Genomic DNA, 23,912 nt, shown 5'->3' on the forward strand with positions numbered 1-23,912 from the left:
AAAAACCCGAAACCCGGACGGCTATAATCGCGGGACTGTTTTTGGTGGTGCTATGCAATCCTCTTCCCCGACCAATCCGCCTGCCACGCCGCCCGAACGGCCGAAGAAGGCTCGACGCCCCTGGTATTCACGGCTGTTTCTCGGCTTTCTCGTCGGCGTTGTCGCGCTGATCGTCTGTGCTGGACTGGTGCTCGGCTATGCGCTCGTCGTCGCGATGCCGAACCTGCCGTCGCTCGAAGCACTCACCGACTATCGCCCGAAGGTGCCGCTGCGCATTTACACGGCGGACCACGTGCTGATCGGCGAATTCGGCGAAGAACGCCGCAGTGTTGTGCGCATCCAGGACGTGCCCGATCATCTGAAGAAGGCCGTGCTCGCCATCGAGGACGCGCGTTTTTACGACCACGGCGGCGTCGATCTGACGGGCATCCTGCGCGCGGGCAGCGTCGCGCTGACGAACGGTCACGCGTCGCAAGGCGCGAGCACGATCACGATGCAGGTCGCGCGCAACTTCTTCCTGTCGAGCGAAAAGACCTATACGCGCAAGATTTACGAAATGCTGCTCGCATACAAGATCGAGCGCGCGCTAACGAAAGATCAGATTCTCGAGGTCTATATGAATCAGATCTATCTCGGGCAGCGCGCCTACGGTTTCGCGAGCGCGGCGCGCGTCTATTTCGGCAAGGATCTGAAAGACATCACGCTCGCCGAAGCGGCCATGCTCGCCGGGCTGCCGAAAGCGCCCTCGGCCTATAACCCGGTCGTGAATCCGAAGCGCGCGAAGGTTCGGCAGGAGTACATCCTTGAGCGCATGCGCGAACTCGGCTTCATCACCGAGGACGAGTATGAGCAGGCGGCCAGGCAGCCGCTCGTCGTGAAGGGCCAGGGACGCGAATTCAGCGTGCACGCTGAATACGTGGCCGAAATGGTCCGTCAGATGATGTACGCGCAGTACCGCGAGGAAGCGTACACGCGCGGCCTCAACGTGGTGACGACGATCGATTCCGCCGATCAGGACGCCGCCTATCGCGCGGTTCGAAAGGGGCTGATGGACTACGAACGGCGTCACGGCTATCGCGGGCCGGAGGGCTTCATCGATCTGCCGTCGCGCGCGGACGACCGGGAACAGGCCATCGACGATGCGCTCGCCGAGCATCCGGACAACGGCGAGATCGTCGCGGCGGTCGTGACGGCGGCGAGCACGAAGGAAGTGACGGCCAGCTTCATCGACGGCAACGTGGCGACGGTCAGCGGCAACAACCTGCGCTTCGTGGCCAACGCGCTGTCGCCGCGCGCGCAGCCGAACCAGCGCATTCGTCCGGGCGCCATCGTGCGGCTCGTGAAGAACGACGACGGCGACTGGACCATCACGCAATTGCCGCAAGTGGAAGGCGCACTCATTTCGATGGTGCCGCAGGACGGCGCGATCCGCGCGCTCGTCGGCGGCTTCGACTTCAACAAGAACAAGTTCAATCACGTCACGCAGGCGTGGCGTCAGCCGGGTTCGAGCTTCAAGCCGTTCATCTATTCGGCGTCGCTGGAGAAGGGTTTGTCGCCGGCGACGATCATCAACGACGGACCGCTCTTCTTCAGCGCGGCCGAAACCGGCGGGCAGGCGTGGGAGCCGAAGAACTACGGCGGCGGCTTCGACGGCCCGATGACCATGCGCACCGCGCTGCAGAAGTCGAAGAACATGGTGTCGATCCGCATTCTGAACACGATCGGCACGAAGTACGGGCAGCAGTACATCACGCGCTTCGGCTTCGACGCGGACCGCCATCCCGCGTATCTGCCGATGGCGCTCGGCGCGGGTCTCGTCACGCCGCTGCAAATGGCGGCGGGCTACTCCGTGTTCGCGAACGGCGGGTATCGGATCAATCCGTACCTGATCGCCGATATCACCGATCCGCGCGGCGCCGTGGTGTCGCATCCGCAACCGCTCGTCGCGCAGCAGACGGCGCCGCTCGCCATCACGCCGCGCAATGCGTACGTGATGAACAGCCTGCTGCAAAGCGTGGCGCAGCACGGCACGGCGGCGAAAACGAATCAGCTTAAACGCACCGATCTGGCCGGCAAGACCGGCACGACGAACGATTCGCGCGACGCCTGGTTCGCCGGCTATCAGCGTTCCCTCGTGGCAATCGCGTGGGTGGGCTACGACAATCCGCGCAGCCTCGGCGACAAGGAAACGGGCGGCGGTCTCGCGCTGCCGGTCTGGATGGACTACATGAGCCGCGCGCTGCAAGGCGTGCCCGAGTACAAGCCGCTGATGCCGCCTGACGTGAAATCGCTCGGCGGCGAGCTGTACTACGACGACATGACGCCGGGCCACGGCTTCATCGCGACCATCGGCGTCAGTCAGGCCCCGCCGCAGGAAGGCGGCGTGTCGGGCGTGACCGCGCCTGCGCCGGATGTCGGCGAGCAGGAAAAGCAGGACATCATGAATCTGTTCAAGGGGCAGTGAGCGTTGCGCGCCCCGCGCCGGTCACGCTGAAAAGCGGACCGGCTCGCCTGCCTGTGCGGTGGAGTATTGCGTGAGCGCGGCGAAAAACTCGCTGTTGTCGCGAGTGTCGCGCCACTTGCCGTCGACGTATTTGTAGTGGAATCCGCCCGCCTTCGCCGCGAGCCAGATTTCGTGTTTCGGCGGCTGCAAATTGACGATTACCTTCGTCCGGTTCTCGAATTCGAGCGTCAACACGTTGCCGCTTCGCTCGAATTCGATATCGGCTTCGGCCTGGTCGACCGACCGCTCGATCGCCGTCAGGACGGCCTCTGCCAACGTCAGGTATTCCTGGTCTGTCATGCTAAACTCCATCGATTCTATGTACAGGGACGGTCATGCGAGCTGTTTTCAGGATGAGCGCGATTGTAGCGGCTGTCAGCATGTGCGCCGCGACCACGCTCACGCTCGGCGGTTGCGGGCAACGCGGTCCGCTCTATCTCCCCGTCGTGCCTCCCATGCCGCAGCGCCCTGAGAACCTTCAGGATACGCCGCCTTCCGACGTGACTCCCAGCGACGAAACCGCGTCGCGCGCCGGCAAGACCGGAGCCAACGCGGAAGGCGACGTGCCCGACACGTCCGGCGCGCCGCTTTCACTCGCGCCTGAGACCGACCTGAAGACGACGCCCGCGGCTCCCAATGCCGCGTCGTCCGCTGACTGACCGCAAGTCCTTCGCGCCCTGGCGCATCTTCCATTCCACGCACGCATGAGTGATTCCGCTTTCCACTATGTCGACGGCGCGCTGCACGCCGAAGGCGTCTTAGCCGCGTCGCTCGCGCAGCAGTTCGGCACGCCGCTCTACGTCTATTCCCGCGATGCGCTGACGCGCGCCTATCGCGCTTACGCCGATGCCTGCGCCGGACGCCGCGCGGTCGTGCATGTCGCGGTGAAGGCCAACAGCAATCTGGCGGTGCTCAACGTGTTCGCGCGCATGGGCGCGGGCTTCGATATCGTGTCGTCGGGCGAACTGGCGCGCGTGCTCGCGGCAGGCGGCAAGGCCGAGAACACCGTGTTTTCGGGCGTCGGCAAGTCGGCGGCGGAGATGCGCGAGGCGCTGCAAGCCGGCGTTAAGTGCTTCAATGTCGAATCGATTCCCGAACTGCACGCGCTCAACGAAATCGCGAAGTCGCTCGGCAAGCGTGCGCCGGTTTCGCTGCGCGTGAACCCGGACGTGGACGCGAAGACGCATCCGTACATTTCCACCGGCCTCAAGTCGAACAAGTTCGGCGTGGCGTTCAGCGATGCGCGCGCGACCTATCGCGAGGCGCAGGCGATGGGAAACCTCGAGGTCGTCGGCATCGACTGCCATATCGGCTCGCAGATCACCGAAATCAGCCCGTATCTCGACGCGCTCGACAAGTTGCTGGACCTCGTCGAGCAGATCGAGGCGGACGGCATGTCCATTCGTCACGTGGACGTCGGCGGCGGTCTCGGCATTACCTACGACGACGAAACGCCGCCCGATATCGGCGATTTCGTGCGTACGCTGCTCGCGCATGTCGAAAAGCGCGGCCACGGTCAGCGCGAAGTGTATTTCGAGCCGGGGCGCTCGCTCGTCGGCAATGCGGGCGTGCTGCTCACGCGCGTCGAGTATCTGAAACCGGGCGAGGAGAAGAGCTTCGCCATCGTCGATGCCGCCATGAACGACCTCGCGCGCCCCGCGATGTACGAGGCGTTTCATCGCATCGTGCCGGTCGTGAAGCGCAACGCGCCCGCGCACAAGTACGACGTGGTCGGCCCGGTGTGCGAAAGCGGCGACTGGCTCGGGCGCGATCGCGAACTGGCCGTCGAGCCGGGCGATCTGCTCGCCATCTGCTCGGCCGGCGCGTACGGCTTCGTGATGAGCTCCAACTACAACACGCGCCCGCGCGCCGCCGAAGTCATGGTCGATGGAGAACGGGCCCGGCTCGTGCGCGAACGTGAGGACGTGCAGCAGTTGTTTGCCGGAGAGTCGATTCTGCCGGACTGACGGTTCGGAACGCGACGAAGAAGCGATGCGGAGGCATCGCTTTTTTCATGCGCGCGTCGCGGACTTCGACTTGAGCCACACAACCAGACGCCAGCCGAGCAACGCAATCACGATCGCGCCGTAGATCTTCGGCAGTTCCAGATCGTGCTTGCCCGCCTTCATCCACCAGAAATGCAGGATGGCGAGCGCGGCGATCAGATATATCGTGCGATGCAGCGTCTGCCAGCGGCGGCCGAGCTTGCGCACCATCGCTTTGGGCGATGTGACGGCAAGCGGAATCAACAACAGGAACGCCGCGAATCCGACTGTGATGAACGGCCGCTTGCCGATGTCCTTCAGAATCTCCGCGACGTCGAACCACTTGTCGAACCAGAAATACGTCGTGAAATGCAGCGCGGCGTAAAAGAACGCAAAGAGACCGATCATGCGGCGAAAGCGCACGAGCGCCGTCACGCCGGTCAGACGTCTCGCCGGCGTGATGGCGAGCGTGATGCACAGAAATACGAGCGTCCACAGGCCAGTCGAACGCGTGATGAACTCGATCGGGTTCGCGCCCAGTCCGCCGTGCACGCCCGTCACGCAGAGCAGCACGATACGCGCAAGCGGATACAGCGCGGCAATGAACACCGTGACCTTCGCCGGCGCGATCCAGCGCGGTCCCGCCTGGACGCGCGCACGCGGCCGCGCCGTTTTGATATCGGTTGCGCTCGGCATATTCAGAAGTTCTTCTTGAGGTCCATGCCCTGATACAGCGACGCGACCTGATCGCCGTATCCGTTGAACATCAGCGTCTTGCGTTTGGGCGTGAAAAATCCGTCCTCGCCGATACGCCGCTCCGTCGCCTGACTCCAGCGCGGATGATCCACGTTCGGGTTCACGTTCGAGTAGAAGCCGTATTCGTTGGGCGCGTACGTGTTCCAGCTCGTCGGCGGCTGCTTCTCCACGAAGCGGATCTTGACCAGCGACTTCGCGCTCTTGAAGCCGTATTTCCACGGCACGACGACGCGCACCGGCGCGCCGTTCTGGTTCGGCAGCACTTCACCGTAGAGACCGACGGTCAGCAGCGTGAGCGGGTTCATCGCTTCGTCCATGCGCAGGCCCTCGGAATACGGCCAGTCGAGGATCGGCGTGGACAGCCCCGGCATCTGTGAACGGTCCGCGAGCGTGATGAACTGCACGTACTTCGCGTTGCCCGTCGGCTCCGCGCGCTTGATCAGCTCCGACAGCGACACGCCGATCCACGGAATGACCATCGACCATCCTTCGACGCATCGCAGGCGGTAGACGCGCTCTTCGAGCGGCGCGATCTTGAGAATGTCGTCGATGTCGTAGACCTTCGGATTCTTGATCGCGCCTTCCACCGACACTTTCCACGGCCGCGGACGCAACGTGCCCGCGTGCTCGGCGGGATCGCCCTTGTCGGTGCCGAATTCGTAGAAGTTGTTGTACGTGGTGACGTCTTTGAGCGGCGTCGGTTTGTCGAGCGCGACGTACTTCGCATTGGTCTTCGCGGCGAGCTTCTGGCCCTTCGCGTCGGGCGATGTCAGCGTCGCGTGGGCGAGACCGCTCGCGCCGGCGAGTCCTGTCGCCGCGAACGCGCCGATGGAGCGCAGCGCGCGGCGGCGATTCTCGAACACGTCGCGCGGCGTGATCTCATCGCGGGCGATGTCATCGCCATAAAGCGCGCCGTTACGTTTGATCCACATGGAGCCGACTCCTTTGCTTTCGCGATACACAGGCAAACAGCAGAACCAGTGCCCGTATTCCACGCCGAAACGAAGAAAAACCGCCAGCGCGACGCATGGCGGTTTCTGTTTTTGCTATGCCGGCCGGCTCACAGCTTGCCGTAACTATGCAAGCCGGACAAAAACATGTTGACGCCGAGGAACGCGAACGTCGTCACGATCAGACCCGTAAGCGCCCACCACGCCGCCGCCGCGCCGCGCAGGCCCTTCATCAGCCGCATGTGGAGCCACGCCGCGTAGTTGAGCCAGACGATCAACGCCCACGTTTCCTTCGGGTCCCAGCTCCAGTAGCCGCCCCACGCTTCCGCCGCCCACAGCGCGCCGAGAATCGTCGCAATGGTGAAGAACGCGAAGCCGACCGCGATCGACTTGTACATGACATCGTCGAGGACTTCGAGCGACGGCAGGCGGTCGGCAAGAAAACCGCGCTGCTTCGCGAGATACGCGACCGACACCATCGCGGAAAGCGCGAAGCTGCCGTAACCGATGAAGTTCGCCGGCACGTGAATCTTCATCCACCAGCTTTGCAGCGCGGGCACGAGCGGCTGAATCTGCTGCGCATCGCGTGCAATCGAATACCACATCAGAAAGCCGACGGCCGCGCTGATCACGAGCAAAACGAACGCGCCCATCTGCCGCGTCGCGTAATGCTGCTCGTAGTAGAGGTAGAACAGCGACGTGATGAGGCAGAACAGCACGAACACTTCGTACAGGTTTGAGATAGGAATGTGGCCGACGTCGCTGCCGATCATGTACGACTCGTACCAGCGCACCATCATGCCGGTGAAGCCCATCAGCACCGCGACCCAGGTCATGCGCGAGCCGATCGCGCCGCCGGTCTGCGAGCGCGTGAGAAGCCCGATCCAATAGAAGAGCGTCGCGAGAATGAACAGCGCGCTCATCCAGAGAATCGCGGACTGGCTCGACAGAAAGTACTTGAGGAAGAAATTGGTATCGGCGCGCGCGAGGTCGTGCTGATAAAGCTGGATGGACAGCAGCGACATGACCGCGATCAGCGCGATCAGCAAGCGCACCGGCTTCCAGCGCCAGCCAAGCACGACGAAGGTTGGCACCGCGCCGATCAGCACCGCCATGTCGTACACATTCATGTACTCGTGGTAGCGGTTCAACGCGAAACCCGCGCCCGCGACCATCGCGAGGGCGAACAGCCAGTCGAGCGCGCCCAGCTTGCGGAAGAACGGACGGTCGTCGAACACGGCGACATCGGGAAGGCTCGATGCCGGACGTTCCGTCTTGGCGGCGGCGTGGGAGGAAGTCTGTGTGAGGTCCATGATCTTACCGTGATGAAACGTCCGAGCTCTCGGCTTCGGATTGCGATTGCGGCGCGGCGGACGCCGGCGCATCGTGCGTGTGCTGCGTCGCCGCCGGATCGAGCGGCGAAGCGCCCAGCGCCGCGCCAACGGATGCACGCGTGCGCTCGAATTCCTTCTCGAAGTCCAGCGTCCGGCGCGCCGTGGACATGGCCATCAGCACGCTCGCACCGCCTTGCCCTGAATCTTTGAGCCAGAACCAGAGCCGGCGTTCACGTACATAGAACATCGAGAAGATGCCGGCCACGAGCAGAAGGCTGCCAAGATACACCACTTTTTTACCCGGCGCGCGCGTCAACTGGAATACCGAGGCTTGCACCTGCTTGAAAGAGTCTAGTTGCAGGAAGACGGGAGAACCGTACAGAAAGCTGTCAGAAAGCGCGTTGATCGACGCCTGAACGAACGCCGTGTTCTTTTCGTCGATCTTCGCATCCGGCAAGCCATTCTGCTCGCGCGACAGTTGCCAGACGTCCCACATTGCGCCTTCCAGCATCCGCATGAGCAGCCCGGCGGCTTTTTCCTGCTCGCCCTTCGGCACGGATTTGTCGATAAACGCGGCAATGCTCTGGAAGCCGCCGTTCAACTGACCATTCGCGCTCGCTGCACCGTTTTCGTCCGCGCCGGCGAAGAGGTTCAGCACCCGCAGCGCGCTTTCCTCCAGATGCTTCTGTAAGTCGGTGTTTTCCTGCGGCACCGAACGCATGGCAAACCGGTGCGCCGCAGCGGCGCGGGTCGCGGGCGCCTGAAGCGCGGCGCGAAGGTTCATCCACTGCTTGACCGAGCCTTGCTCATCAGCGGGAATGCGCAGATAGCGGAACGGATCGTTCGGGCTCACGCGCATGCCGGCCAGGAACATTCGCTGACCGCCGACATCGACCGGCAGCATGTAGTTGCTGTACTCGCGCGCCTGCCCGTCCGTGCCGCGCACCTTGTACTGCACCGACGGGCCGATGTTGCGCAGGTCCGTCGGCTTCGACGTCTTCGCGCCGGAACCGAGGCGCTCGTCGAACGCATCGCGCAGCGTCTCTTTCTTGCCGACGCCGCGCGCGTCCGGCGCACCGCTGCCGTCCGTCATATTTTCGACGTTGATCGCGCGAAAATCCGTGAATTCCACTGTTTCGCCCAGCGCGCCCGCGAATTGCGCCGCGATTGGCGCGGTGCCGCCGATCGTCCCGTTGAACGGCGCGGTCCTGGCGCTGTTGCCGGTCATCGGCCAGGCGGTCATTTCCAGCTTCGAGCCGCCGTCCTGAAAGCTCGATTGATAGATCGACACGCCGTCATACGTGAACGGCTTGTTCACTTCGACGCGCGCCGGAATGCGCTTGCCCGTCTTGTGATCGATCACGACGATATCGCTCGCGAAGAGCTTCGGCATGCCGGTCGAGTAGTAATCGACGATGAACTTGTCGAGCTGAATGGAAAACGGCAGGTCCTGAATGATCGAGCCGTCCTGCTGATTCAGGATGGCCGTGCCGACGTACTGCCCTTCCGGCACCCACGCGTAGCCGCGAAACGTCGGATTCGACACCGAAAGGCGATGCTCGGCGGGAATGTCGTTGATGACCGCGTTCGTGCTGACCGGCGTTTTGTTGAACAGCCACATTTGCAGCTTGATCGGCAGATTGCTGTCCAGCAGGCCGCCGATGCAGATCACGACAATCGCGAGATGCGCCGAGATATAGCCGAGCTTCGTGAGCGTGCCGCGCTTGCCGGCGATCAGCGTCGCGCCGGTGTCGGTCTCGCGCCTGACGAAGCGGTAGCCCATCTTCGCGCTGAGACGTTCCAGCGTCGCGGCGGTCTGCGCGCGGTCCGCGGCAACCACGAACTCGCCCTTGTGATGGAACGCGCGCAGACTGCCCTCGTGCACACGATCTTTCCAGTTCTTGATGTCCGCGATCATCTTCGGGCCGTTGCGCACGACGCACAGCGACACCGAAATCACGAGGAAGACGAGAATCAGCATGAACCACCACGCGCTGTACACGTTGTAGAGGCTCACGCCGCGGAAGATGTCCGCCCAGAAAGGGCCGAACTGATTGACGTAGTTCGGGTACGGGTCTTCCTGGGTCAACACCGTCCCGATGATGCTTGCGATCGCCAGCACGACCAGCAAGGCGATGGCGAAGCGCATCGAACTCACGAGCTCGACGAAATGCCTCACGGCGCGACGGCTCGACTTCGACTGCAATCCCGATGTGGTGATGCTCATTCAAACTCCGGCTGACAGCAAAAAAGGGTGGAGACGTAAGCGGTCTGACTGACCGACGTCCCACCCTTTTTTCTTGTTTTCGCGCCTGCCTCTGCGGGCCGGCTTCGTACGTAGTATGGGCGATTCCCCGCGTTTTCGCTTTGCCGGGAACCGCTGGACGCTGCGTGCTGCGTTAGTGCAATCCGGCGGCGTAATCCGCTACCGCTTTCATTTCCGCTTCGTTCAGGCGCGACGCGATGGCGTGCATCGGTTCGCTGTTGTTGCGCGTGCCTTGCGCGAATGCGTTGAGTTGGGCGACGGTGTAATCGCCCCACTGCCACGACAGCCGCGGATACTGCACCGGGATGCCCATGCCCGTCGCGCCGTGACACGCGGCGCAGGCCGGCACGCCCTTGTCGGCGATGCCGCCACGGTAGATCTTCTGGCCGAGCGTGACGTCGTTTTTGTCGCGAGCGTAGTTGACCTTGGTCTTCTGAGACGCGAAGTACGCCGCCACGTTCACCATGTCCTGATCCGACAGCGCCCCGGCAATGCCCGTCATGATCGGATTATTGCGCGCCGGCGCCTTCGCGCCCGGTTGCGTCTTGTAATCCTTCAATTGCTTGACGATGTAGTCGGCGTGCTGCCCCGCCAGCTTGGGAAACGCGGCGCCGGCGCTGTTGCCGTCCGCCGAATGACACGCGGCGCAAACCTGCGTGGCGATGGCCTGCCCTCTTGCCGCGTCCGGCTTGGCCGGCTGTGCGGCATCCGCCGCGTTCACTGAAACCGATACCGCTAATCCACCGAAAGCCGCCGCTGCCTGAAGCACTACCAGAGACCTGTACAGTCGGTTCATTCGCGTACCCTGTTTTTCGTCTTGTGAGAATGTGAGGTTCTGCAAAAAACGACGGCTGCCGGACACGGCCGCAAGTACCCGAACGAAAGGGCTCAAAAGATGCCCTGAAACTGTCTCGCTCCTTGATGGCTGGCGCTTGCGGCCTGGGTCTTGCGCCCCTGCGGGTCTTTAAAAATCCGTCGTATTGTACAATAACCCGCTACACGCAAAGACGCCAGTCGGGGCATGCCCAGTATTGCCGGGGTTCTCCAGGCTTCGAGTCAACGCCGCTCTCCCGCGCCCTCCTTCTCCCGCCAATGTCATTTCTGCTCCATCAAGCCCGCTTCTTCACCACGGTCAACCATCTGCGCGATCTGCCGCCGACGCCGCAGCCGGAAATCGCATTCGCGGGCCGCTCGAACGCCGGCAAGTCGACGGCAATCAACGTGCTGTGCAATCAAAAACGCCTCGCGTTCGCCAGTAAGACGCCGGGGCGCACGCAGCACATCAACTATTTCTCGGTCGGACCGGAAGCCGCGCCGGTCGCGCATCTGGTCGATTTGCCGGGCTATGGCTACGCGGAAGTGCCGGGTGCCGCGAAGGCGCACTGGCAGCAGTTGCTCTCCACGTATCTTCAGAGCCGGGCGCAACTGCGCGGCATGATCCTGATGATGGATTCGCGCCGTCCGCTGACGGAGCTGGATCGCATCATGGTCGACTGGTTCGCGCCGACCGGCAAGCCGATCCACGCGCTGCTAACGAAGTGCGACAAATTGACGCGACAAGAGATGACCAACGCGCTGCGCGCGACGCAGAAGGCGTTTGGCGAATACAAGGCGGCGGGATATCGCGGCGAATTAAGCGTGCAGCTCTTTTCGGCGCTCAAACGCACGGGCCTCGACGAAGCGCACGAACTGATCGAAAGCTGGCTGACGCCTGCGGAAGCGGCATCGGAAGATGAAGCTGGATGATCGCTTGATGGCAGCAGACGTGTGAGCGGGATAAAAAAACCCGCCGCATGACGGCGGGTGAACAGCCTTATCGAATAACGACAGGCACCCGCTCAGGGAGGAGAAGCGGGGAGCGCGGCGCGAGCGCCTTGCCCGCTGGCTATGATATACCATTGTCTCGAAACGCTTCCGAAACGCTCGCCGGCTTGTCCAGCATGGCTTTGCGCCGCACACCGCGCGTTTTGGATCTCCCCCTGAAGCACGTCAATTTGAGTCGAGCCATGAGTTTCTATCCTCATCATCGCCCGCGCCGCATGCGCCGCGATGACTTCTCGCGCCGTCTGATGCGCGAGAACATCCTCACCACGAACGACCTCATTTTTCCGGTATTCATCGTCGAAGGCACGAATGTGCGTCAGGCGGTGCCGTCGATGCCCGGCGTCGAACGCACGTCCGTCGATTTGCTGATGAAGGTCGCGGAGCAATGCGTCGAATTAGGCGTGCCGGTGATTTCGCTCTTTCCTGCCATCGAGCCGTCGCTCAAGACACCCGATGGCCGCGAGGCAACCAATCCGGACGGTCTAATTCCCCGCGCGGTGCGTGAACTGAAGAAGAACTTCCCGATGCTCGGCGTGCTCACCGACGTGGCGCTCGATCCGTACACGAGCCACGGCCAGGACGGCGTGCTCGACGAAGAAGGCCACGTGAAGAACGACGAAACGAGCGAAATTCTCGTCGACCAGGCGCGCACGCAGGCGGAAGCGGGCGTGGATATCGTCGCGCCGTCGGACATGATGGACGGTCGTATCGGCGCGATCCGCGAGATGCTGGAGAGCGACGGCCACATTCACACGCGCATCATGGCGTATGCCGCGAAGTACGCGTCGGCGTTCTACGGCCCGTTCCGCGACGCGGTCGGCTCGGCGGCCAATCTCGGCAAGGGCAACAAGATGACGTATCAGATGGACCCGTCCAACTCCGACGAAGCCATGCGCGAAGTCCGCATGGATATCGAGGAAGGCGCGGACATGGTGATGGTCAAGCCGGGCATGCCGTATCTCGATATCGTGTGGCGCGTGAAAGAAGAATTCCGCTTTCCGACGTACGCCTATCAGGTCAGCGGCGAATACGCGATGATCAAGGCCGCTACGCAGAACGGCTGGCTCGATCACGACAAGGCGATGATGGAATCGCTGCTGGCGTTCAAGCGCGCGGGCGCCGATGGCGTGCTGACGTACTTCGCGCTCGACGCTGCGCGGATCCTGCGGGCGTCGAAGTAACGCTGCGTGGGTTAGCAGGAAAAAAGGGCGATGCGTTTGCGCATCGCCCTTTTCTTTTATCCGTTGGACGGCCCGAGCTTGTCGAGATGCTTCAGGAACGTGTCCGCCGATTCATAGCCCACCACGCGCGCCACCTCGTTGCCCTGAGCGTCGAAAAAAATGATGCCCGGCGGTCCGAACAGCTTGAAACGCTTGAGAAGCGCCTGATCGTCGACGTTGTTCGCGGTGACGTCGGCGCGCAGCAGATTCAACTGGGCGAGCCGTGCCTGAACGCGGGCATCGGAGAAGGTCAGGTTCTCCATTTCCTTGCAGGAGACGCACCAGTCCGCGTAGAAGTCCAGCATCGCCGGACGGGCGGCGGCTTTGACAGCCGAGTCGAGTTCCGTCGATGAGCGCACGGGCGCAAAAGTCGGCTCGAGATTCTGTGGGGAGGCAGTCGCGGTCGGGTTGGCGCGCGAGGCCAGCACGGCGAGCGGCCGCAACGGATCGGTCGATCCCGCCGCGAGGCCGACGAGCAACGCCGCCGCCCAAATCGCGAAAACTGCGCCGAGCCCGCGCCCGAGACGCTTCCACACGCTCGCCGGTGCCGCCGTGGCCGCGCCGAACACGCCGAGCGACGCGGCGGCGATCAAAAGCCACAGCGCGCCGAGCAGCATGCGCGCGACGCCGCCGATCACCGGCCACACGATCCACAACGCGGCCGCCAGCAGCACGACGCCGAAGAACACTTTGACGCCATCCATCCAGGCGCCCGCTCGCGGCAAAATCGAGCTGGCGCCGAGCCCGATGACGAGCAGCGGCACGCCGAGGCCGATGCCCATCGCGAACAGCGCCGCGCCGCCGAGCAGCGCGTTCCCCGTATGGGCGATGAACGCCAGCACCGCGAAAAGCGGCGCCGTCATGCACGCGCCGACGACCAGCGCCGACAACGCGCCCATCAACGCGACTGCGGCGAACTTGCCGCCGCTGCGCTTCTGCGATGCCTGATTCACGCTGCTTTGCCAACGTTCGGGCAACGCGATATCGAGGCCCGAAACGAGCGCGACAGCGAAGACGGTCAACAGCAGCCCGAACGCGCCGAGCACCCACGGGTTCTGGAGCCACGCACCGAGACTTTGGCCGATCAGCGCCGCCGCGACGCCGAGCGCGGTATAGACGAGCGCCATGCCGACGACATACGAAACCGACAGCGTGAACCCGCGCGCCCGCGTCACGCGCGCGCCCTCGCCGACGATGATGGCCGAGAGAATCGGGATCATCGGGTACGAGCAGGGCAGCAGGCTCAGCAACATGCCCGCGAGAAAGTACAGACCGACGACGGCGAAGAATCCGCCGCCTTCCAGCATGGACTGCGCGTAATCGGCGCTAGTCGCCCGTTCGAAAAAGGATTGCGATGAATCCGTCGGCGACGGGCCCGGCGTTGACGCGCCCGCACTTTGCAGCGCAGCGCCTTTCACGCGGTAGGTCCGCTCCATCGGCGGGTAGCAAATGCCCTGATCGGCGCATCCTTGCGAGGTCACGGCCAGCTCGAACGGACCCTTGGCCTGCGCGACGGGAATGCGGATCAGCAACTCGCCGCGATACGTCTCGACGTCCTTGTTGAACGTCTGATCGAAGTGGACTTTGCCCGCCGGAAGTTGTGCCGCGCCGATGGTCGCGTCGCCGCTCTTGACCGCAAAAGCGAATCGCTCGCGGTACATGTAGTAGCCGTCGGCGATCTTGTATCGCACATCGACTTCGCCCGGCTGCTCGGACGCGCTGAATTTGAACGCGACGGCGGGGTCGAGAAAATCGTCGGCGGCGCGCGCCGCGCCCACGGCGCCGCAGAACACTGCCAGCAGCAGCAACGCGCCCCACGCGCGGCGCCCGAAGAGTCGAAAAAGCTCAAACATGAATAGGACGCTGCGTTTCTGCATTGACCCACTGGCCGTTGTCTGACGAGGCATCTGCCTGCCAGACGAGGATTTCGGGCGTTTCGTACGGATGCCGCTGCGTGAGGAAGTGCTGAAGCTCTTCAGCACGCGCGACGCTCGTTTTGATCAGCACTTGCACTTCCTGCGACGACTCCACCGCGCCCTTCCAGTGATAGAGCGATTCAACCGCGCCGAGTTTGGTCACGCACGCCGCGAGGCGCGCTTCGAGAATGCCCTGAGCGAGCGCGTTCGCCGATTCGGCGTCGGGCAGCGTGGTCAGCATCAGGACGACGGGAACATTCACTCTCGGCTCCAGAAAGCGGTAACGACCAATATCGTAGCATTCGCGACTGCGTCGCATCGCTAGCGCACCACCCCGCGCAACCCGGGCGGCCAGAAAGCAAAAAGGCCAAGCAGAGCTTGGCCTTTCGCTTGAAACCTGCCGAATTTATTCGGCTTCCTGCACTTCCTCGGTTTCTTCGACTTCCGGGCGATCCATCAACTGGACCAGCGCCATCGGCGCGTTGTCGCCGACGCGGAAACCGAACTTCAGGATGCTCAGGTAGCCACCCGGACGGTTCGCGTAGCGCGGACCCAAAACGTCGAACAGCTTCGCGACGGAATCGCGATCGCGCAGGCGGTTGAATGCCAGACGGCGGTTCGCGAGCGACGGCTTCTTGCCGAGCGTGATCAGCGGCTCGACGACCTTGCGCAGTTCCTTGGCCTTCGGCAGCGTCGTCTTGATGACTTCGTGCTCGATCAGCGAATTCGACATATTACGGAGCATTGCCAGACGGTGGCTGCTCGTGCGGTTCAGTTTCCGCAAACCATGCTTGTGACGCATTTCAGTTCCTTTAACAAGTTTTGATCCAGCTCTTCTATTGCGCTCCGCTTCACGCAGAACCGCACGGGCCGGTCGGAGAAAAAAGCAAGACGCGGATCTTAAAGCAAAATCCGCGTCTTTGCCAGTTACGGCGGGACGTCCGCGATGAACTGCAGACTTACTTGTCCAAACCGGCCGGCGGCCAGTTTTCGAGCTTCATGCCGAGCGTCAGGCCACGCGAGGCCAGCACTTCCTTGATTTCGTTCAGCGACTTGCGGCCCAGGTTCGGCGTCTTGAGCAGCTCGTTTTCCGTACGCTGGATCAGATCGCCGATGTAGTAGATGTTCTCGGCCTTCAGGCAGTTCGCGGAGCGAACCGTGAGTTCGAGGTCGTCTACCGGGCGCAGCAGGATCGGGTCGATCTGCGGCGCGCGCGACGGCGCTTCCGCTGCCGCTTCCGTGCCTTCCAGTGCCGCGAACACCGACAGTTGGTCCACCAAGATGCGCGCCGATTGACGGATCGCTTCTTCCGGCGAGATCACACCGTTCGTTTCGATGTTCATCACGAGCTTGTCGAGGTCGGTACGCTGTTCGACACGCGCGCTTTCCACGGCGTAGCTGACGCGACGCACCGGCGAGAACGACGCATCCAGCACGATGCGGCCGATGATCTTCGCCGAATCTTCGCCATAGCGACGCACGTTGCCCGGCACGTAGCCGCGGCCCTTTTCGATCTTGATCTGAACGTCGAGCTTGCCACCCTTCGACAGATGAGCGATCACGTGTTCCGGATTGATCACTTCGCAATCGTGCGCGAGTTCGATATCGCCGGCAGTGACCACGCCTTCGCCTTCCTTGCGCAGCGTCACCGTGACTTCGTCGCGGTTGTGCAGCTTGAAGACGACGCCCTTCAGGTTCAACAGCAGGTTGACCACATCCTCTTGCACACCATCGAGCGTCGAGTATTCGTGCACGACGCCTGCGATCGTCACTTCGGTCGGCGCGTAGCCCACCATCGACGACAGCAGCACGCGCCGAAGCGCGTTACCCAAGGTGTGGCCATAGCCGCGTTCGAACGGCTCCATAACCACTTTCGCGTGGCTTTCGCCAAGCGATTCAACTGCAATGATCTTGGGCTTCAACAAACTGGTTTGCATAGGTTTTCCTTTTCAATACCCTCGGCTCGTTACACCGATAAGGCTGACCGGTAACAACCTGAAAATACACAGCCGGGGATGCCCCTTTGCCACGAGCAATCAGGCTCCCCGGCTGCAGATCCGGTTACCGCGCGACGACCGCGCGATTAACGCGAATACAATTCGACGATCAGGCTTTCGTTGATGTCGCCAGCGATATCGCTACGCTCCGGCATCGACTTGAACGTGCCTTCGAACTTCTTCGCGTCGACCGACACCCAGCTCGGCATGCCGCCTTGCTCTGCCAGCGACAGCGCCTCGACGATACGTGCCTGCTTGCGCGACTGCTCACGCACGGAGACGACATCGCCTGCCTTCACTTGCAGCGACGGGATGTTCGCGACCTGGCCGTTCACCATGATCGACTTGTGGCTCACGAGCTGACGTGCTTCAGCGCGAGTCGAGCCGAAGCCCATGCGGTACACCACGTTGTCGAGACGCGATTCGAGCAGTTGCAGCAGGTTTTCGCCCGTCGGGCCCTTGCGGCGGTCGGCTTCAGCGAAGTAGCGGCGGAACTGACGCTCCAGCACGCCGTAAATACGCTTCACTTTTTGCTTCTCGCGCAACTGGGTGCCGTAGTCGGACGTACGCGCGCCCGACGTGCGGCCGTGCTGGCCGGGCTTGCTGTCGAGCTTGCACTTGTCGGCGAGCGAGCGACGCGCGCTCTTTAGGAACAGATCGGTGCCTTCACGGCGGGACAGCTTGGCTTTAGGACCGGTATAGCGTGCCACGTTGAATCCTTAAAAATTAGTCACGCGAACTTCCGTCCGCGCTAGTCCGAACCCTTTGGGCTGAACGGTGGGCTTAGTAAATTCATCACGCACGAATCCCGCCGATACTTTCGCATCAGCAGGAACATGCGTTCGCGTCATCGCGTTAGATGCGACGGCGCTTCGGCGGACGGCAACCGTTGTGCGGGACCGGCGTCACGTCGGAGATCGCGGTGATCTTGATGCCAAGACCATGCAGCGCGCGCACCGCCGATTCGCGGCCAGGACCGGGGCCCTTGATCCGCACTTCGAGGTTCTTCACGCCGTATTCCATTGCCACGCGGCCAGCCGATTCGGCTGCGACCTGAGCTGCAAACGGCGTCGACTTGCGCGAGCCCTTGAAACCCTGGCCGCCCGACGTCGCCCACGCGAGTGCATTACCTTGACGATCGGTGATCGTGATAATGGTGTTGTTGAACGACGCGTGAACGTGAACCACGCCCTCGGCGACGTTCTTCTTAACCTTCTTGCGAACGCGTTGCGCCGCGGAGTTGTTCGAAGCCTTAGCCATTACGTTTTCCTGTAACTGTCAGTTCCGCTTACTTCTTCAGCGATTGCGCTGCACGACGCGGACCCTTGCGCGTACGGGCATTCGTGCGGGTGCGCTGGCCACGCAGGGGCAGGCCCTTGCGGTGACGCATGCCGCGGTAGCAACCCAAGTCCATCAGGCGCTTGATGTTCATCGTCACTTCACGGCGCAGGTCGCCTTCGACGATGAACTTGCCCACTTCGTCACGCAGCTTTTCGAGGTCTGCGTCAGTGAGGTCCTTGACCTTCTTCGAAAATTCCACACCAGCTGCGGTGCAAATGCCGCGCGAACGCGTGCGTCCGATGCCGAAGATTGCCGTCAGGCCGATCTCGGTATGCTGGTGATTCGGGATGTTAACCCCTGCGATACGAGCCATTGTTTTTCCTCAAACAAAAAGCGCAAGCAAAAGCGCGGCGTTCAGCCTTGACGCTGTTTGTGGCGCGGATCAGAGCTGCAAATCACGCGCACTACGCCCTTGCGCTTGATGATCTTGCAATTGCGGCAAATGCGCTTAACCGATGCCATCACTTTCATGATATTACCCTTTTTTCAAATCACTTCGCCCGGAACACGATCCGTGCACGAGACAGATCGTAAGGCGTCAATTCAACCGTAACCTTGTCGCCTGGCAGGATGCGGATGTAATGCATCCGCATCTTTCCAGAAATGTGTCCCAGGACGACATGGCCATTTTCCAACTTCACCCGGAAAGTAGCGTTGGGCAGGTTTTCGATCACCTCGCCCTGCATCTGGATTACATCGTCTTTGGCCATGGTCCTTAATTAACGCATCGGGACATTGCCGCCCTTGAAGTTTGCCTTCTTGAGCAGCGATTCATATTGTTGCGACATAACGTACGACTGCACCTGAGCCATGAAGTCCATCGTGACGACGACAATGATCAGCAGCGACGTTCCACCAAAATAAAACGGCACGTTCCAGCGCAACACCAAGAACTCAGGCAACAGGCACACGAACACAATGTAGATCGCACCGGCCAGCGTCAAACGCGTGAGGATGCGGTCGATATACCGTGCAGTCTGATCGCCCGGACGGATACCCGGAACGAATGCACCGCTCTTCTTCAAGTTGTCGGCGGTTTCCCGGCTGTTGAACACCAGTGCGGTGTAAAAGAAGCAGAAGAAAACAATCGCCAACGCATACAGCAGCACGTACACCGGTTGACCGGGCTTGATGGCCTCGGCCACGCCGTGCAGCGTGTTCGCGAACCAGTTGGTGCGCGTACCCGAACTGAACCAGTTCAGGATGGTTGCCGGGAAGAGGATGATCGACGACGCGAAGATCGGCGGAATCACACCCGACATGTTGAGCTTCAGCGGCAGATGGGACGACTGTCCGCCGTAAATCTTGTTGCCGACTTGGCGCTTCGCGTAGTTCACGAGAATCTTGCGCTGACCGCGTTCGATGAACACGACCAGATACGTGACCGCCGCGATCAGCACGACGATGATGATCGCCGAGATGATGCTCATTGAACCGGTGCGGACCAGCTCGAACAGACCGCCGATCGCGTTCGGGAAACCCGCCGCGATACCACCGAAGATGATGATCGAGATGCCGTTGCCGAGACCGCGTTCCGTGATCTGCTCACCCAGCCACATCAGGAACATCGTGCCCGTCACCAGCGTGACGACCGTCGTCAGCCGGAACACCATGCCGGGGTCCAGCACCAAAGCGGGCTGATTCTCCAGCGCCACCGCGATACCGAACGCCTGGAAGGTCGCGAGCACCACGGTGAAGATCCGCGTGTACTGCGTGATCTTCCGCTGCCCCGCCTGCCCTTCCTTCTTCAACGCCTCCATTTGCGGCGATACGATCGACAGCAACTGCATGATGATCGAGGCCGAAATGTAGGGCATGATGCCCAGCGCAAAGATCGTGAATCGCGACAGCGCGCCACCCGAGAACATGTTGAACATGCCCAGGATGCCGCCCGACTGGCTCTGGAACAGCTTGGCCAGTTGATCCGGATCGATGCCGGGAACCGGAATGTGCGCACCAATGCGGTAGACGATCAGCGCCAGCAGCAGGAACACTGCACGCCGACGCAGATCGCCGAATTTCGCCGCGCTTCGACCGGGTTTTGCGAGACTCGGGCTGTTAGCCAAGAACCTTCTCCGATGCTAGTGCTAATAACGGCGAAAGCGCGTTACTCGGCGAACGAGCCGCCAGCGGCTTCGATTGCCTCGCGGGCGCCCTTCGTTGCCGTCAGGCCCTTCACCGTGACCTTGCGGCTGATCTCGCCGGTCTTGATGATCTTCGCGGTCTTGATGAGCTCGCCGACCAGGCCGGCTTGCTTCAGCGCCAGCAGATCGATTTCGTCGACCGGCAGCTTCTCCAGGTCGGAGAGGCGCACTTCGCCGACGAATTCCTTCGTCAGCGAGGTGAAGCCGCGCTTCGGCAGACGACGCTGCAGAGGCATCTGACCGCCTTCGAAGCCGACCTTGTGAAAGCCGCCCGAACGCGATTTCTGACCCTTGTGGCCGCGGCCTGCGGTCTTGCCGAGGCCCGAACCGATACCGCGACCGACGCGACGCTTAGCGTGCTTCGCGCCTTCCGCCGGCTTCAGGTTATTCAATTCCATGTTCAACTCCTTGGATCCGTGGTCGGCCGCTTAGCCGATGACCTTAACGAGGTACGAAACCTTGTTGATCATCCCGCGCACTGCCGGCGTGTCCTGCAGCTCGCTCACCGAGTTGAGGCGGCGCAGGCCGAGGCCACGCACCGTCGCGCGATGCGTTTCGCGGGTCCCGATCAGGCTCTTGACGAGCTGAACCTTGACAGTTTTCTCAGACATGATGACCTCGAGGCTTAGCCCAAAATATCTTCGACGGACTTGCCGCGCTTCGCCGCGATGTCGCTCGGCGTCGACTGCTTGCGCAGGCCGTCGAGCGTTGCACGCACGAGGTTGTACGGGTTCGTCGAGCCGTGGCTCTTGGCCACCACGTTCTGCACGCCCATCACGTCGAACACTGCGCGCATCGGACCGCCGGCGATCACGCCGGTACCGTCCTTCGCCGGAGCGAGGAGGACCGCCGAAGCGCCGTGCTTGCCGTGAACTTCGTGTTGCAACGTGCCGTTCTTCAGGGGCACCTTGAACATGTTGCGGCGGGCTTGTTCCATTGCCTTTTGCACGGCAACCGGAACTTCCTTCGCCTTGCCCTTGCCCATGCCGACGCGGCCATCGCCGTCGCCAACCACGGTCAGTGCGGCGAAACCGAGAATACGGCCACCCTTCACGACCTTGGTCACGCGGTTGACCGAAATCATCTTTTCGCGCAGGCCGTCGTCGCGTTCGTCAGCCTGAACTTTCGCTTGCATCTTTGCCATGACGAATTCTTCCCTTAGAACTTGAGCCCGGCTTCGCGCGCCGCATCAGCCAGCGCCTTCACGCGGCCGTGGTAGCGGAAACCCGAGCGGTCAAAGGCGACGGATTCGATGCCGGCAGCCTTGGCCTTTTCGGCAATACGCTTGCCGATCAGGGTTGCAGCGTTGATGTTGCCGCCCTTGCCCGACTTGTCGGCCAGCTCTGCGCGCACTTCAGCTTCGAGCGTCGAGGCGCTTGCAAGCACCTTGGTGCCGCATGCCGAGAACACTTGCGCGTAGATGTGCGTATTCGTGCGATGCACGGCGAGACGCGCGACCTGCAGCTCAGCGATCTTGATACGCGTCTGACGAGCGCGGCGCAGGCGAGATTGAGTCTTATCCATGATTGCGCACCCTTACTTCTTCTTCGTTTCTTTGAGGATCACGACCTCGTCGGAATAACGCACGCCCTTGCCCTTGTAAGGCTCCGGCGGGCGATAGCCGCGCACTTCCGCCGCGACTTGTCCGACTTTCTGCTTGTCGATCCCCTTGATCACGATTTCGGTCTGCGACGGGGTTTCAGCCTTGATGCCTTCCGGCATCTGGTGCACCACCGGGTGCGAGAAACCCAGCGACAGGTTCAGCTTGTCGCCTTGCGCTTGCGCACGATAACCGACGCCAACCAGCGTCAGCTTGCGCTCGAAACCCTTGGTGACGCCGTGCACCATGTTCGCCACCAGGGCGCGCATCGTGCCGGACATCGCATTCGCTTCACGGCTTTCATCGGCCGGCGCGAAGTTCAACGTGCCGTTGTCGTTCGCCACGCTCACCAGCGGATTACCCGCTCGCGAAATCGTGCCGAGCGGCCCCTTGACGGTGATGACGTCGCCCTTGACGGCCACTTCCGCGCCTTGCGGCAGCGCGATCGGGCTTTTACCTACTCGAGACATGTTTCTTCTCCCTTCGGCGTTAAGCGACGTAGCAGATGACTTCGCCGCCGACGCCGTTCTGGCGCGCGTTACGGTCGGTCATCACACCCTTCGGCGTCGACACGATGGCAACGCCCAGGCCGTTCATGACCTGCGGGATGTCGTTGCGACCGCGGTATACGCGCAGACCGGGCTTCGAGACGCGCTCGAGGCGCTCGATCACCGGACGGCCAGCGTAGTACTTCAACGCGATGTTCAATTCCGTCTTCGCACCTTCAGCCTTCACTGCGAAGTCGTCGATATAACCTTCGTCCTTCAAAACCTGCGCAATCGCAACCTTGACTTTCGACGAGGGCATAGTCACCGAAACCTTCTCGACCATCTGCGCATTGCGGATGCGAGTCAGCATATCGGCGATAGGATCACTCATGCTCATTTATGTTTCTCCTATTACCAGCTCGCCTTGGTCAGGCCAGGGATTTCGCCGCGGAAGGCGATCTCGCGAATCTTGTTACGCGCGAGGCCGAACTTCCGGAACGTGCCACGCGGACGACCCGTGATCGCGCAGCGATTACGCTTGCGAGTGGGGTTCGAGTTACGCGGCAGTTGTTGCAGGGCCAGACGAGCGAAGTAACGCTCTTCGTCCGACTTGCTTGCGTCGTCGATCACAGCCTTCAGTTCAGCACGCTTCGGAGCGTACTTAGCAGCCAGGCGCGCACGCTTCTTTTCACGTTCGATCAGTGCCAGTTTAGCCACGGTAACCTCAGTTTCTGAACGGGAACTTGAAGCCGGCGAGCAGCGCCTTTGCTTCGTCGTCGGTCTTCGCGGTAGTCGTGATGCTGATGTTCAGCCCACGCAGCGCGTCGATCTTGTCGTAGTCGATTTCGGGGAAAATGATCTGCTCTTTCACACCGATGTTGTAGTTGCCACGACCGTCGAATGCACGGCCCGACACGCCACGGAAGTCACGCACACGCGGGAGCGCAACCGTCACGAAACGGTCGAGGAATTCGTACATTGCTTGGCCGCGCAGCGTGACCATCGCGCCGATCGGGTAGCCCTGACGAATCTTGAAGCCTGCGATTGCCTTGCGCGCCTTCGTGATAACCGGCTTCTGGCCAGCAATCTTCGTCAGGTCGCCCACGGCGTTTTCGATGATCTTCTTGTCAGCGACGGCTTCGCCAAGGCCCATGTTCAGGGTGATCTTGGTGATGCGCGGCACTTCCATGATGGACTTGTAGCCGAACTTTTCGACGAGTTGCGGCACAACCGTTTCTTTATAAATCTCTTGCAGACGAGCCATTTTTTAACTCCGCATCAGGCGTTGAGCGTGGCGCCGGTCGACTTCAAGAAGCGAACCTTCTTGCCGTCTTCGACCTTGATGCCAACACGCGATGCCTTGCCGTTCCCGTCGACCAGTGCGACGTTCGAAATATGCAGCGGCATCGACTTGGCTTCCACACCGCCCGTCGTACCCTTCATCGGGTTCGGCTTCACGTGCTTCTTGACGAGGTTGATCCCCTCGACGGTCACACGGTCGTCCGCAACGGCCAGCACGGTGCCGCGCTTGCCCTTGTCCTTGCCGGTGATGACGATGACTTCGTCACCCTTGCGAATCTTGTTCATC

General features: G+C 61.9%; 30 protein-coding genes. 5 read left to right on the top strand and 25 right to left on the bottom strand.

The window, feature by feature from the left end:
• Positions 1-52 precede the first annotated feature (52 nt).
• Positions 53-2,464: a penicillin-binding protein 1A gene (locus tag GV035_RS22610; RefSeq protein ID WP_159837157.1), complete on the top strand. Its 2,412-nt coding sequence runs from the start codon at positions 53-55 to the stop codon at positions 2,462-2,464.
• A gap of 21 nt (positions 2,465-2,485) precedes the next feature.
• Here GV035_RS22610 and cyaY read toward each other — a convergent pair whose 3' ends face one another.
• The gene (gene cyaY / locus GV035_RS22615; protein ID WP_159837158.1) at positions 2,486-2,803 is read right to left on the bottom strand and encodes an iron donor protein CyaY; all 318 of its coding nucleotides are present in this window, start codon (positions 2,801-2,803) and stop codon (positions 2,486-2,488) included.
• A 35-nt stretch (positions 2,804-2,838) separates the two neighbouring features.
• On the opposite strand from cyaY, the gene lptM reads away from it, so the two are divergent.
• Both lptM and lysA read left to right on the top strand, forming a co-directional pair.
• A complete protein-coding gene (gene lptM / locus GV035_RS22620; RefSeq protein ID WP_159837159.1) occupies positions 2,839-3,162 on the top strand; it encodes an LPS translocon maturation chaperone LptM in 324 nt (107 codons plus the stop codon).
• Between the two features lie 45 nt (positions 3,163-3,207).
• On the top strand, positions 3,208-4,470 hold the full coding sequence (gene lysA / locus GV035_RS22625; protein ID WP_159837160.1) for a diaminopimelate decarboxylase: 1,263 nt from the start codon (positions 3,208-3,210) through the stop codon (positions 4,468-4,470).
• Positions 4,471-4,515: 45 nt separating this feature from the next.
• Here the strand turns inward: lysA and msrQ are convergent, their stop codons facing one another.
• The 5 genes from msrQ to GV035_RS22650 form a co-directional block, all read right to left on the bottom strand.
• Positions 4,516-5,184, bottom strand: a complete 669-nt coding sequence (gene msrQ, locus GV035_RS22630; protein ID WP_159837161.1) for a protein-methionine-sulfoxide reductase heme-binding subunit MsrQ — start codon at positions 5,182-5,184, stop codon at positions 4,516-4,518.
• Positions 5,185-5,186: 2 nt separating this feature from the next.
• Complete coding sequence (gene msrP / locus GV035_RS22635; protein WP_159837162.1) at positions 5,187-6,176, bottom strand: protein-methionine-sulfoxide reductase catalytic subunit MsrP; 990 nt, start codon at positions 6,174-6,176, stop codon at positions 5,187-5,189.
• A 128-nt stretch (positions 6,177-6,304) separates the two neighbouring features.
• Positions 6,305-7,507, bottom strand: coding sequence for a c-type cytochrome biogenesis protein CcsB (ccsB, locus tag GV035_RS22640; protein ID WP_159837163.1), 1,203 nt, complete (start codon positions 7,505-7,507; stop codon positions 6,305-6,307).
• A gap of 4 nt (positions 7,508-7,511) precedes the next feature.
• Entirely contained in the window at positions 7,512-9,755 is a 2,244-nt protein-coding gene (locus tag GV035_RS22645; protein ID WP_159837164.1) for a cytochrome c biogenesis protein ResB, read from the bottom strand.
• 172 nt (positions 9,756-9,927) lie between these two features.
• Positions 9,928-10,590: a c-type cytochrome gene (locus tag GV035_RS22650; RefSeq protein ID WP_159837165.1), complete on the bottom strand. Its 663-nt coding sequence runs from the start codon at positions 10,588-10,590 to the stop codon at positions 9,928-9,930.
• A gap of 296 nt (positions 10,591-10,886) precedes the next feature.
• Here GV035_RS22650 and yihA point away from each other — a divergent pair, with 296 nt between their 5' ends.
• A complete protein-coding gene (gene yihA / locus GV035_RS22655; RefSeq protein WP_159837166.1) occupies positions 10,887-11,540 on the top strand; it encodes a ribosome biogenesis GTP-binding protein YihA/YsxC in 654 nt (217 codons plus the stop codon).
• Between the two features lie 260 nt (positions 11,541-11,800).
• On the top strand, positions 11,801-12,799 hold the full coding sequence (gene hemB / locus GV035_RS22660; protein ID WP_159837167.1) for a porphobilinogen synthase: 999 nt from the start codon (positions 11,801-11,803) through the stop codon (positions 12,797-12,799).
• Between the two features lie 56 nt (positions 12,800-12,855).
• Here the strand turns inward: hemB and dsbD are convergent, their stop codons facing one another.
• The 19 genes from dsbD to rplX form a co-directional block, all read right to left on the bottom strand.
• Positions 12,856-14,691 carry a protein-disulfide reductase DsbD gene (dsbD, locus tag GV035_RS22665; protein ID WP_159837168.1) on the bottom strand — a complete coding sequence of 612 codons (1,836 nt, stop codon included), beginning with the start codon at positions 14,689-14,691 and terminating at the stop codon, positions 12,856-12,858.
• Positions 14,684-15,016 (bottom strand): divalent-cation tolerance protein CutA, encoded by a 333-nt coding sequence (gene cutA / locus GV035_RS22670; RefSeq protein WP_159837169.1) that lies wholly within the window; start codon positions 15,014-15,016, stop codon positions 14,684-14,686. Before cutA ends, dsbD begins: the two co-directional genes overlap by 8 nt.
• 144 nt (positions 15,017-15,160) lie before the next feature.
• Entirely contained in the window at positions 15,161-15,556 is a 396-nt protein-coding gene (rplQ, locus tag GV035_RS22675; protein WP_008344047.1) for a 50S ribosomal protein L17, read from the bottom strand.
• Between the two features lie 157 nt (positions 15,557-15,713).
• Positions 15,714-16,691 carry a DNA-directed RNA polymerase subunit alpha gene (locus tag GV035_RS22680; RefSeq protein ID WP_159837170.1) on the bottom strand — a complete coding sequence of 326 codons (978 nt, stop codon included), beginning with the start codon at positions 16,689-16,691 and terminating at the stop codon, positions 15,714-15,716.
• Positions 16,692-16,837: 146 nt separating this feature from the next.
• Positions 16,838-17,461 carry a 30S ribosomal protein S4 gene (gene rpsD, locus GV035_RS22685; RefSeq protein WP_159837171.1) on the bottom strand — a complete coding sequence of 208 codons (624 nt, stop codon included), beginning with the start codon at positions 17,459-17,461 and terminating at the stop codon, positions 16,838-16,840.
• 145 nt (positions 17,462-17,606) lie between these two features.
• Positions 17,607-18,011 (bottom strand): 30S ribosomal protein S11, encoded by a 405-nt coding sequence (gene rpsK, locus GV035_RS22690; protein WP_006052224.1) that lies wholly within the window; start codon positions 18,009-18,011, stop codon positions 17,607-17,609.
• Positions 18,012-18,039: 28 nt separating this feature from the next.
• Positions 18,040-18,405 (bottom strand): 30S ribosomal protein S13, encoded by a 366-nt coding sequence (rpsM, locus tag GV035_RS22695; RefSeq protein ID WP_008344037.1) that lies wholly within the window; start codon positions 18,403-18,405, stop codon positions 18,040-18,042.
• Between the two features lie 41 nt (positions 18,406-18,446).
• Positions 18,447-18,563: a 50S ribosomal protein L36 gene (gene rpmJ / locus GV035_RS22700; RefSeq protein WP_004199844.1), complete on the bottom strand. Its 117-nt coding sequence runs from the start codon at positions 18,561-18,563 to the stop codon at positions 18,447-18,449.
• Positions 18,564-18,583: 20 nt separating this feature from the next.
• Positions 18,584-18,802 carry a translation initiation factor IF-1 gene (gene infA, locus GV035_RS22705; protein ID WP_004521905.1) on the bottom strand — a complete coding sequence of 73 codons (219 nt, stop codon included), beginning with the start codon at positions 18,800-18,802 and terminating at the stop codon, positions 18,584-18,586.
• A 9-nt stretch (positions 18,803-18,811) separates the two neighbouring features.
• On the bottom strand, positions 18,812-20,158 hold the full coding sequence (gene secY, locus GV035_RS22710; protein ID WP_159837172.1) for a preprotein translocase subunit SecY: 1,347 nt from the start codon (positions 20,156-20,158) through the stop codon (positions 18,812-18,814).
• 41 nt (positions 20,159-20,199) lie between these two features.
• Positions 20,200-20,634, bottom strand: a complete 435-nt coding sequence (gene rplO / locus GV035_RS22715) for a 50S ribosomal protein L15 (RefSeq protein ID WP_159837173.1) — start codon at positions 20,632-20,634, stop codon at positions 20,200-20,202.
• A 30-nt stretch (positions 20,635-20,664) separates the two neighbouring features.
• Positions 20,665-20,847, bottom strand: a complete 183-nt coding sequence (gene rpmD / locus GV035_RS22720; RefSeq protein WP_010106952.1) for a 50S ribosomal protein L30 — start codon at positions 20,845-20,847, stop codon at positions 20,665-20,667.
• 14 nt (positions 20,848-20,861) lie between these two features.
• Positions 20,862-21,380: a 30S ribosomal protein S5 gene (rpsE, locus tag GV035_RS22725; protein ID WP_016346467.1), complete on the bottom strand. Its 519-nt coding sequence runs from the start codon at positions 21,378-21,380 to the stop codon at positions 20,862-20,864.
• Between the two features lie 14 nt (positions 21,381-21,394).
• Positions 21,395-21,760 (bottom strand): 50S ribosomal protein L18, encoded by a 366-nt coding sequence (rplR, locus tag GV035_RS22730; protein ID WP_035967614.1) that lies wholly within the window; start codon positions 21,758-21,760, stop codon positions 21,395-21,397.
• Positions 21,761-21,772: 12 nt separating this feature from the next.
• Positions 21,773-22,306: a 50S ribosomal protein L6 gene (gene rplF, locus GV035_RS22735; protein WP_159837174.1), complete on the bottom strand. Its 534-nt coding sequence runs from the start codon at positions 22,304-22,306 to the stop codon at positions 21,773-21,775.
• Positions 22,307-22,325: 19 nt separating this feature from the next.
• Positions 22,326-22,721 carry a 30S ribosomal protein S8 gene (gene rpsH / locus GV035_RS22740; protein WP_159837175.1) on the bottom strand — a complete coding sequence of 132 codons (396 nt, stop codon included), beginning with the start codon at positions 22,719-22,721 and terminating at the stop codon, positions 22,326-22,328.
• 14 nt (positions 22,722-22,735) lie between these two features.
• Positions 22,736-23,041: a 30S ribosomal protein S14 gene (rpsN, locus tag GV035_RS22745; protein ID WP_061126156.1), complete on the bottom strand. Its 306-nt coding sequence runs from the start codon at positions 23,039-23,041 to the stop codon at positions 22,736-22,738.
• Positions 23,042-23,048: 7 nt separating this feature from the next.
• Positions 23,049-23,588, bottom strand: a complete 540-nt coding sequence (gene rplE, locus GV035_RS22750; protein ID WP_159837176.1) for a 50S ribosomal protein L5 — start codon at positions 23,586-23,588, stop codon at positions 23,049-23,051.
• A gap of 14 nt (positions 23,589-23,602) precedes the next feature.
• Positions 23,603-23,911, bottom strand: a complete 309-nt coding sequence (gene rplX / locus GV035_RS22755) for a 50S ribosomal protein L24 (RefSeq protein WP_159837177.1) — start codon at positions 23,909-23,911, stop codon at positions 23,603-23,605.
• Position 23,912 lies beyond the last annotated feature (1 nt).

Origin of the sequence: Burkholderia sp. 8Y (genome assembly GCF_902506145.1) — a bacterium.
Taxonomy (GTDB): Bacteria; Pseudomonadota; Gammaproteobacteria; order Burkholderiales; family Burkholderiaceae; genus Caballeronia.

Excerpts from the sequence above, each read along its gene's own strand:
- rplR (WP_035967614.1), bottom strand. The coding sequence starts at position 21,760 with ATGGATAAGACTCAATCTCGCCTGCGCCGCGCTCGTCAGACGCGTATC.
- rpsE (WP_016346467.1), bottom strand. The coding sequence starts at position 21,380 with ATGGCAAAGATGCAAGCGAAAGTTCAGGCTGACGAACGCGACGACGGC.
- rpsM (WP_008344037.1), bottom strand. The coding sequence starts at position 18,405 with ATGGCTCGTATCGCAGGGGTTAACATCCCGAATCACCAGCATACCGAG.
- cyaY (WP_159837158.1), bottom strand. The coding sequence starts at position 2,803 with ATGACAGACCAGGAATACCTGACGTTGGCAGAGGCCGTCCTGACGGCG.
- ccsB (WP_159837163.1), bottom strand. The coding sequence starts at position 7,507 with ATGGACCTCACACAGACTTCCTCCCACGCCGCCGCCAAGACGGAACGT.
- GV035_RS22680 (WP_159837170.1), bottom strand. The coding sequence starts at position 16,691 with ATGCAAACCAGTTTGTTGAAGCCCAAGATCATTGCAGTTGAATCGCTT.
- hemB (WP_159837167.1), top strand. The coding sequence starts at position 11,801 with ATGAGTTTCTATCCTCATCATCGCCCGCGCCGCATGCGCCGCGATGAC.
- rplF (WP_159837174.1), bottom strand. The coding sequence starts at position 22,306 with ATGTCTCGAGTAGGTAAAAGCCCGATCGCGCTGCCGCAAGGCGCGGAA.
- msrQ (WP_159837161.1), bottom strand. The coding sequence starts at position 5,184 with ATGCCGAGCGCAACCGATATCAAAACGGCGCGGCCGCGTGCGCGCGTC.
- msrP (WP_159837162.1), bottom strand. The coding sequence starts at position 6,176 with ATGTGGATCAAACGTAACGGCGCGCTTTATGGCGATGACATCGCCCGC.
- dsbD (WP_159837168.1), bottom strand. The coding sequence starts at position 14,691 with ATGTTTGAGCTTTTTCGACTCTTCGGGCGCCGCGCGTGGGGCGCGTTG.
- rpsH (WP_159837175.1), bottom strand. The coding sequence starts at position 22,721 with ATGAGCATGAGTGATCCTATCGCCGATATGCTGACTCGCATCCGCAAT.
- rplQ (WP_008344047.1), bottom strand. The coding sequence starts at position 15,556 with ATGCGTCACAAGCATGGTTTGCGGAAACTGAACCGCACGAGCAGCCAC.
- rplE (WP_159837176.1), bottom strand. The coding sequence starts at position 23,588 with ATGGCTCGTCTGCAAGAGATTTATAAAGAAACGGTTGTGCCGCAACTC.
- GV035_RS22645 (WP_159837164.1), bottom strand. The coding sequence starts at position 9,755 with ATGAGCATCACCACATCGGGATTGCAGTCGAAGTCGAGCCGTCGCGCC.
- rpmJ (WP_004199844.1), bottom strand. The coding sequence starts at position 18,563 with ATGAAAGTGATGGCATCGGTTAAGCGCATTTGCCGCAATTGCAAGATC.
- GV035_RS22610 (WP_159837157.1), top strand. The coding sequence starts at position 53 with ATGCAATCCTCTTCCCCGACCAATCCGCCTGCCACGCCGCCCGAACGG.
- rpmD (WP_010106952.1), bottom strand. The coding sequence starts at position 20,847 with ATGTCTGAGAAAACTGTCAAGGTTCAGCTCGTCAAGAGCCTGATCGGG.
- GV035_RS22650 (WP_159837165.1), bottom strand. The coding sequence starts at position 10,590 with ATGAACCGACTGTACAGGTCTCTGGTAGTGCTTCAGGCAGCGGCGGCT.
- lysA (WP_159837160.1), top strand. The coding sequence starts at position 3,208 with ATGAGTGATTCCGCTTTCCACTATGTCGACGGCGCGCTGCACGCCGAA.
- rpsK (WP_006052224.1), bottom strand. The coding sequence starts at position 18,011 with ATGGCTAAGGCTTCGAACAACTCCGCGGCGCAACGCGTTCGCAAGAAG.
- rplX (WP_159837177.1), bottom strand. The coding sequence starts at position 23,911 with ATGAACAAGATTCGCAAGGGTGACGAAGTCATCGTCATCACCGGCAAG.
- infA (WP_004521905.1), bottom strand. The coding sequence starts at position 18,802 with ATGGCCAAAGACGATGTAATCCAGATGCAGGGCGAGGTGATCGAAAAC.
- rplO (WP_159837173.1), bottom strand. The coding sequence starts at position 20,634 with ATGGAATTGAATAACCTGAAGCCGGCGGAAGGCGCGAAGCACGCTAAG.
- lptM (WP_159837159.1), top strand. The coding sequence starts at position 2,839 with ATGCGAGCTGTTTTCAGGATGAGCGCGATTGTAGCGGCTGTCAGCATG.
- yihA (WP_159837166.1), top strand. The coding sequence starts at position 10,887 with ATGTCATTTCTGCTCCATCAAGCCCGCTTCTTCACCACGGTCAACCAT.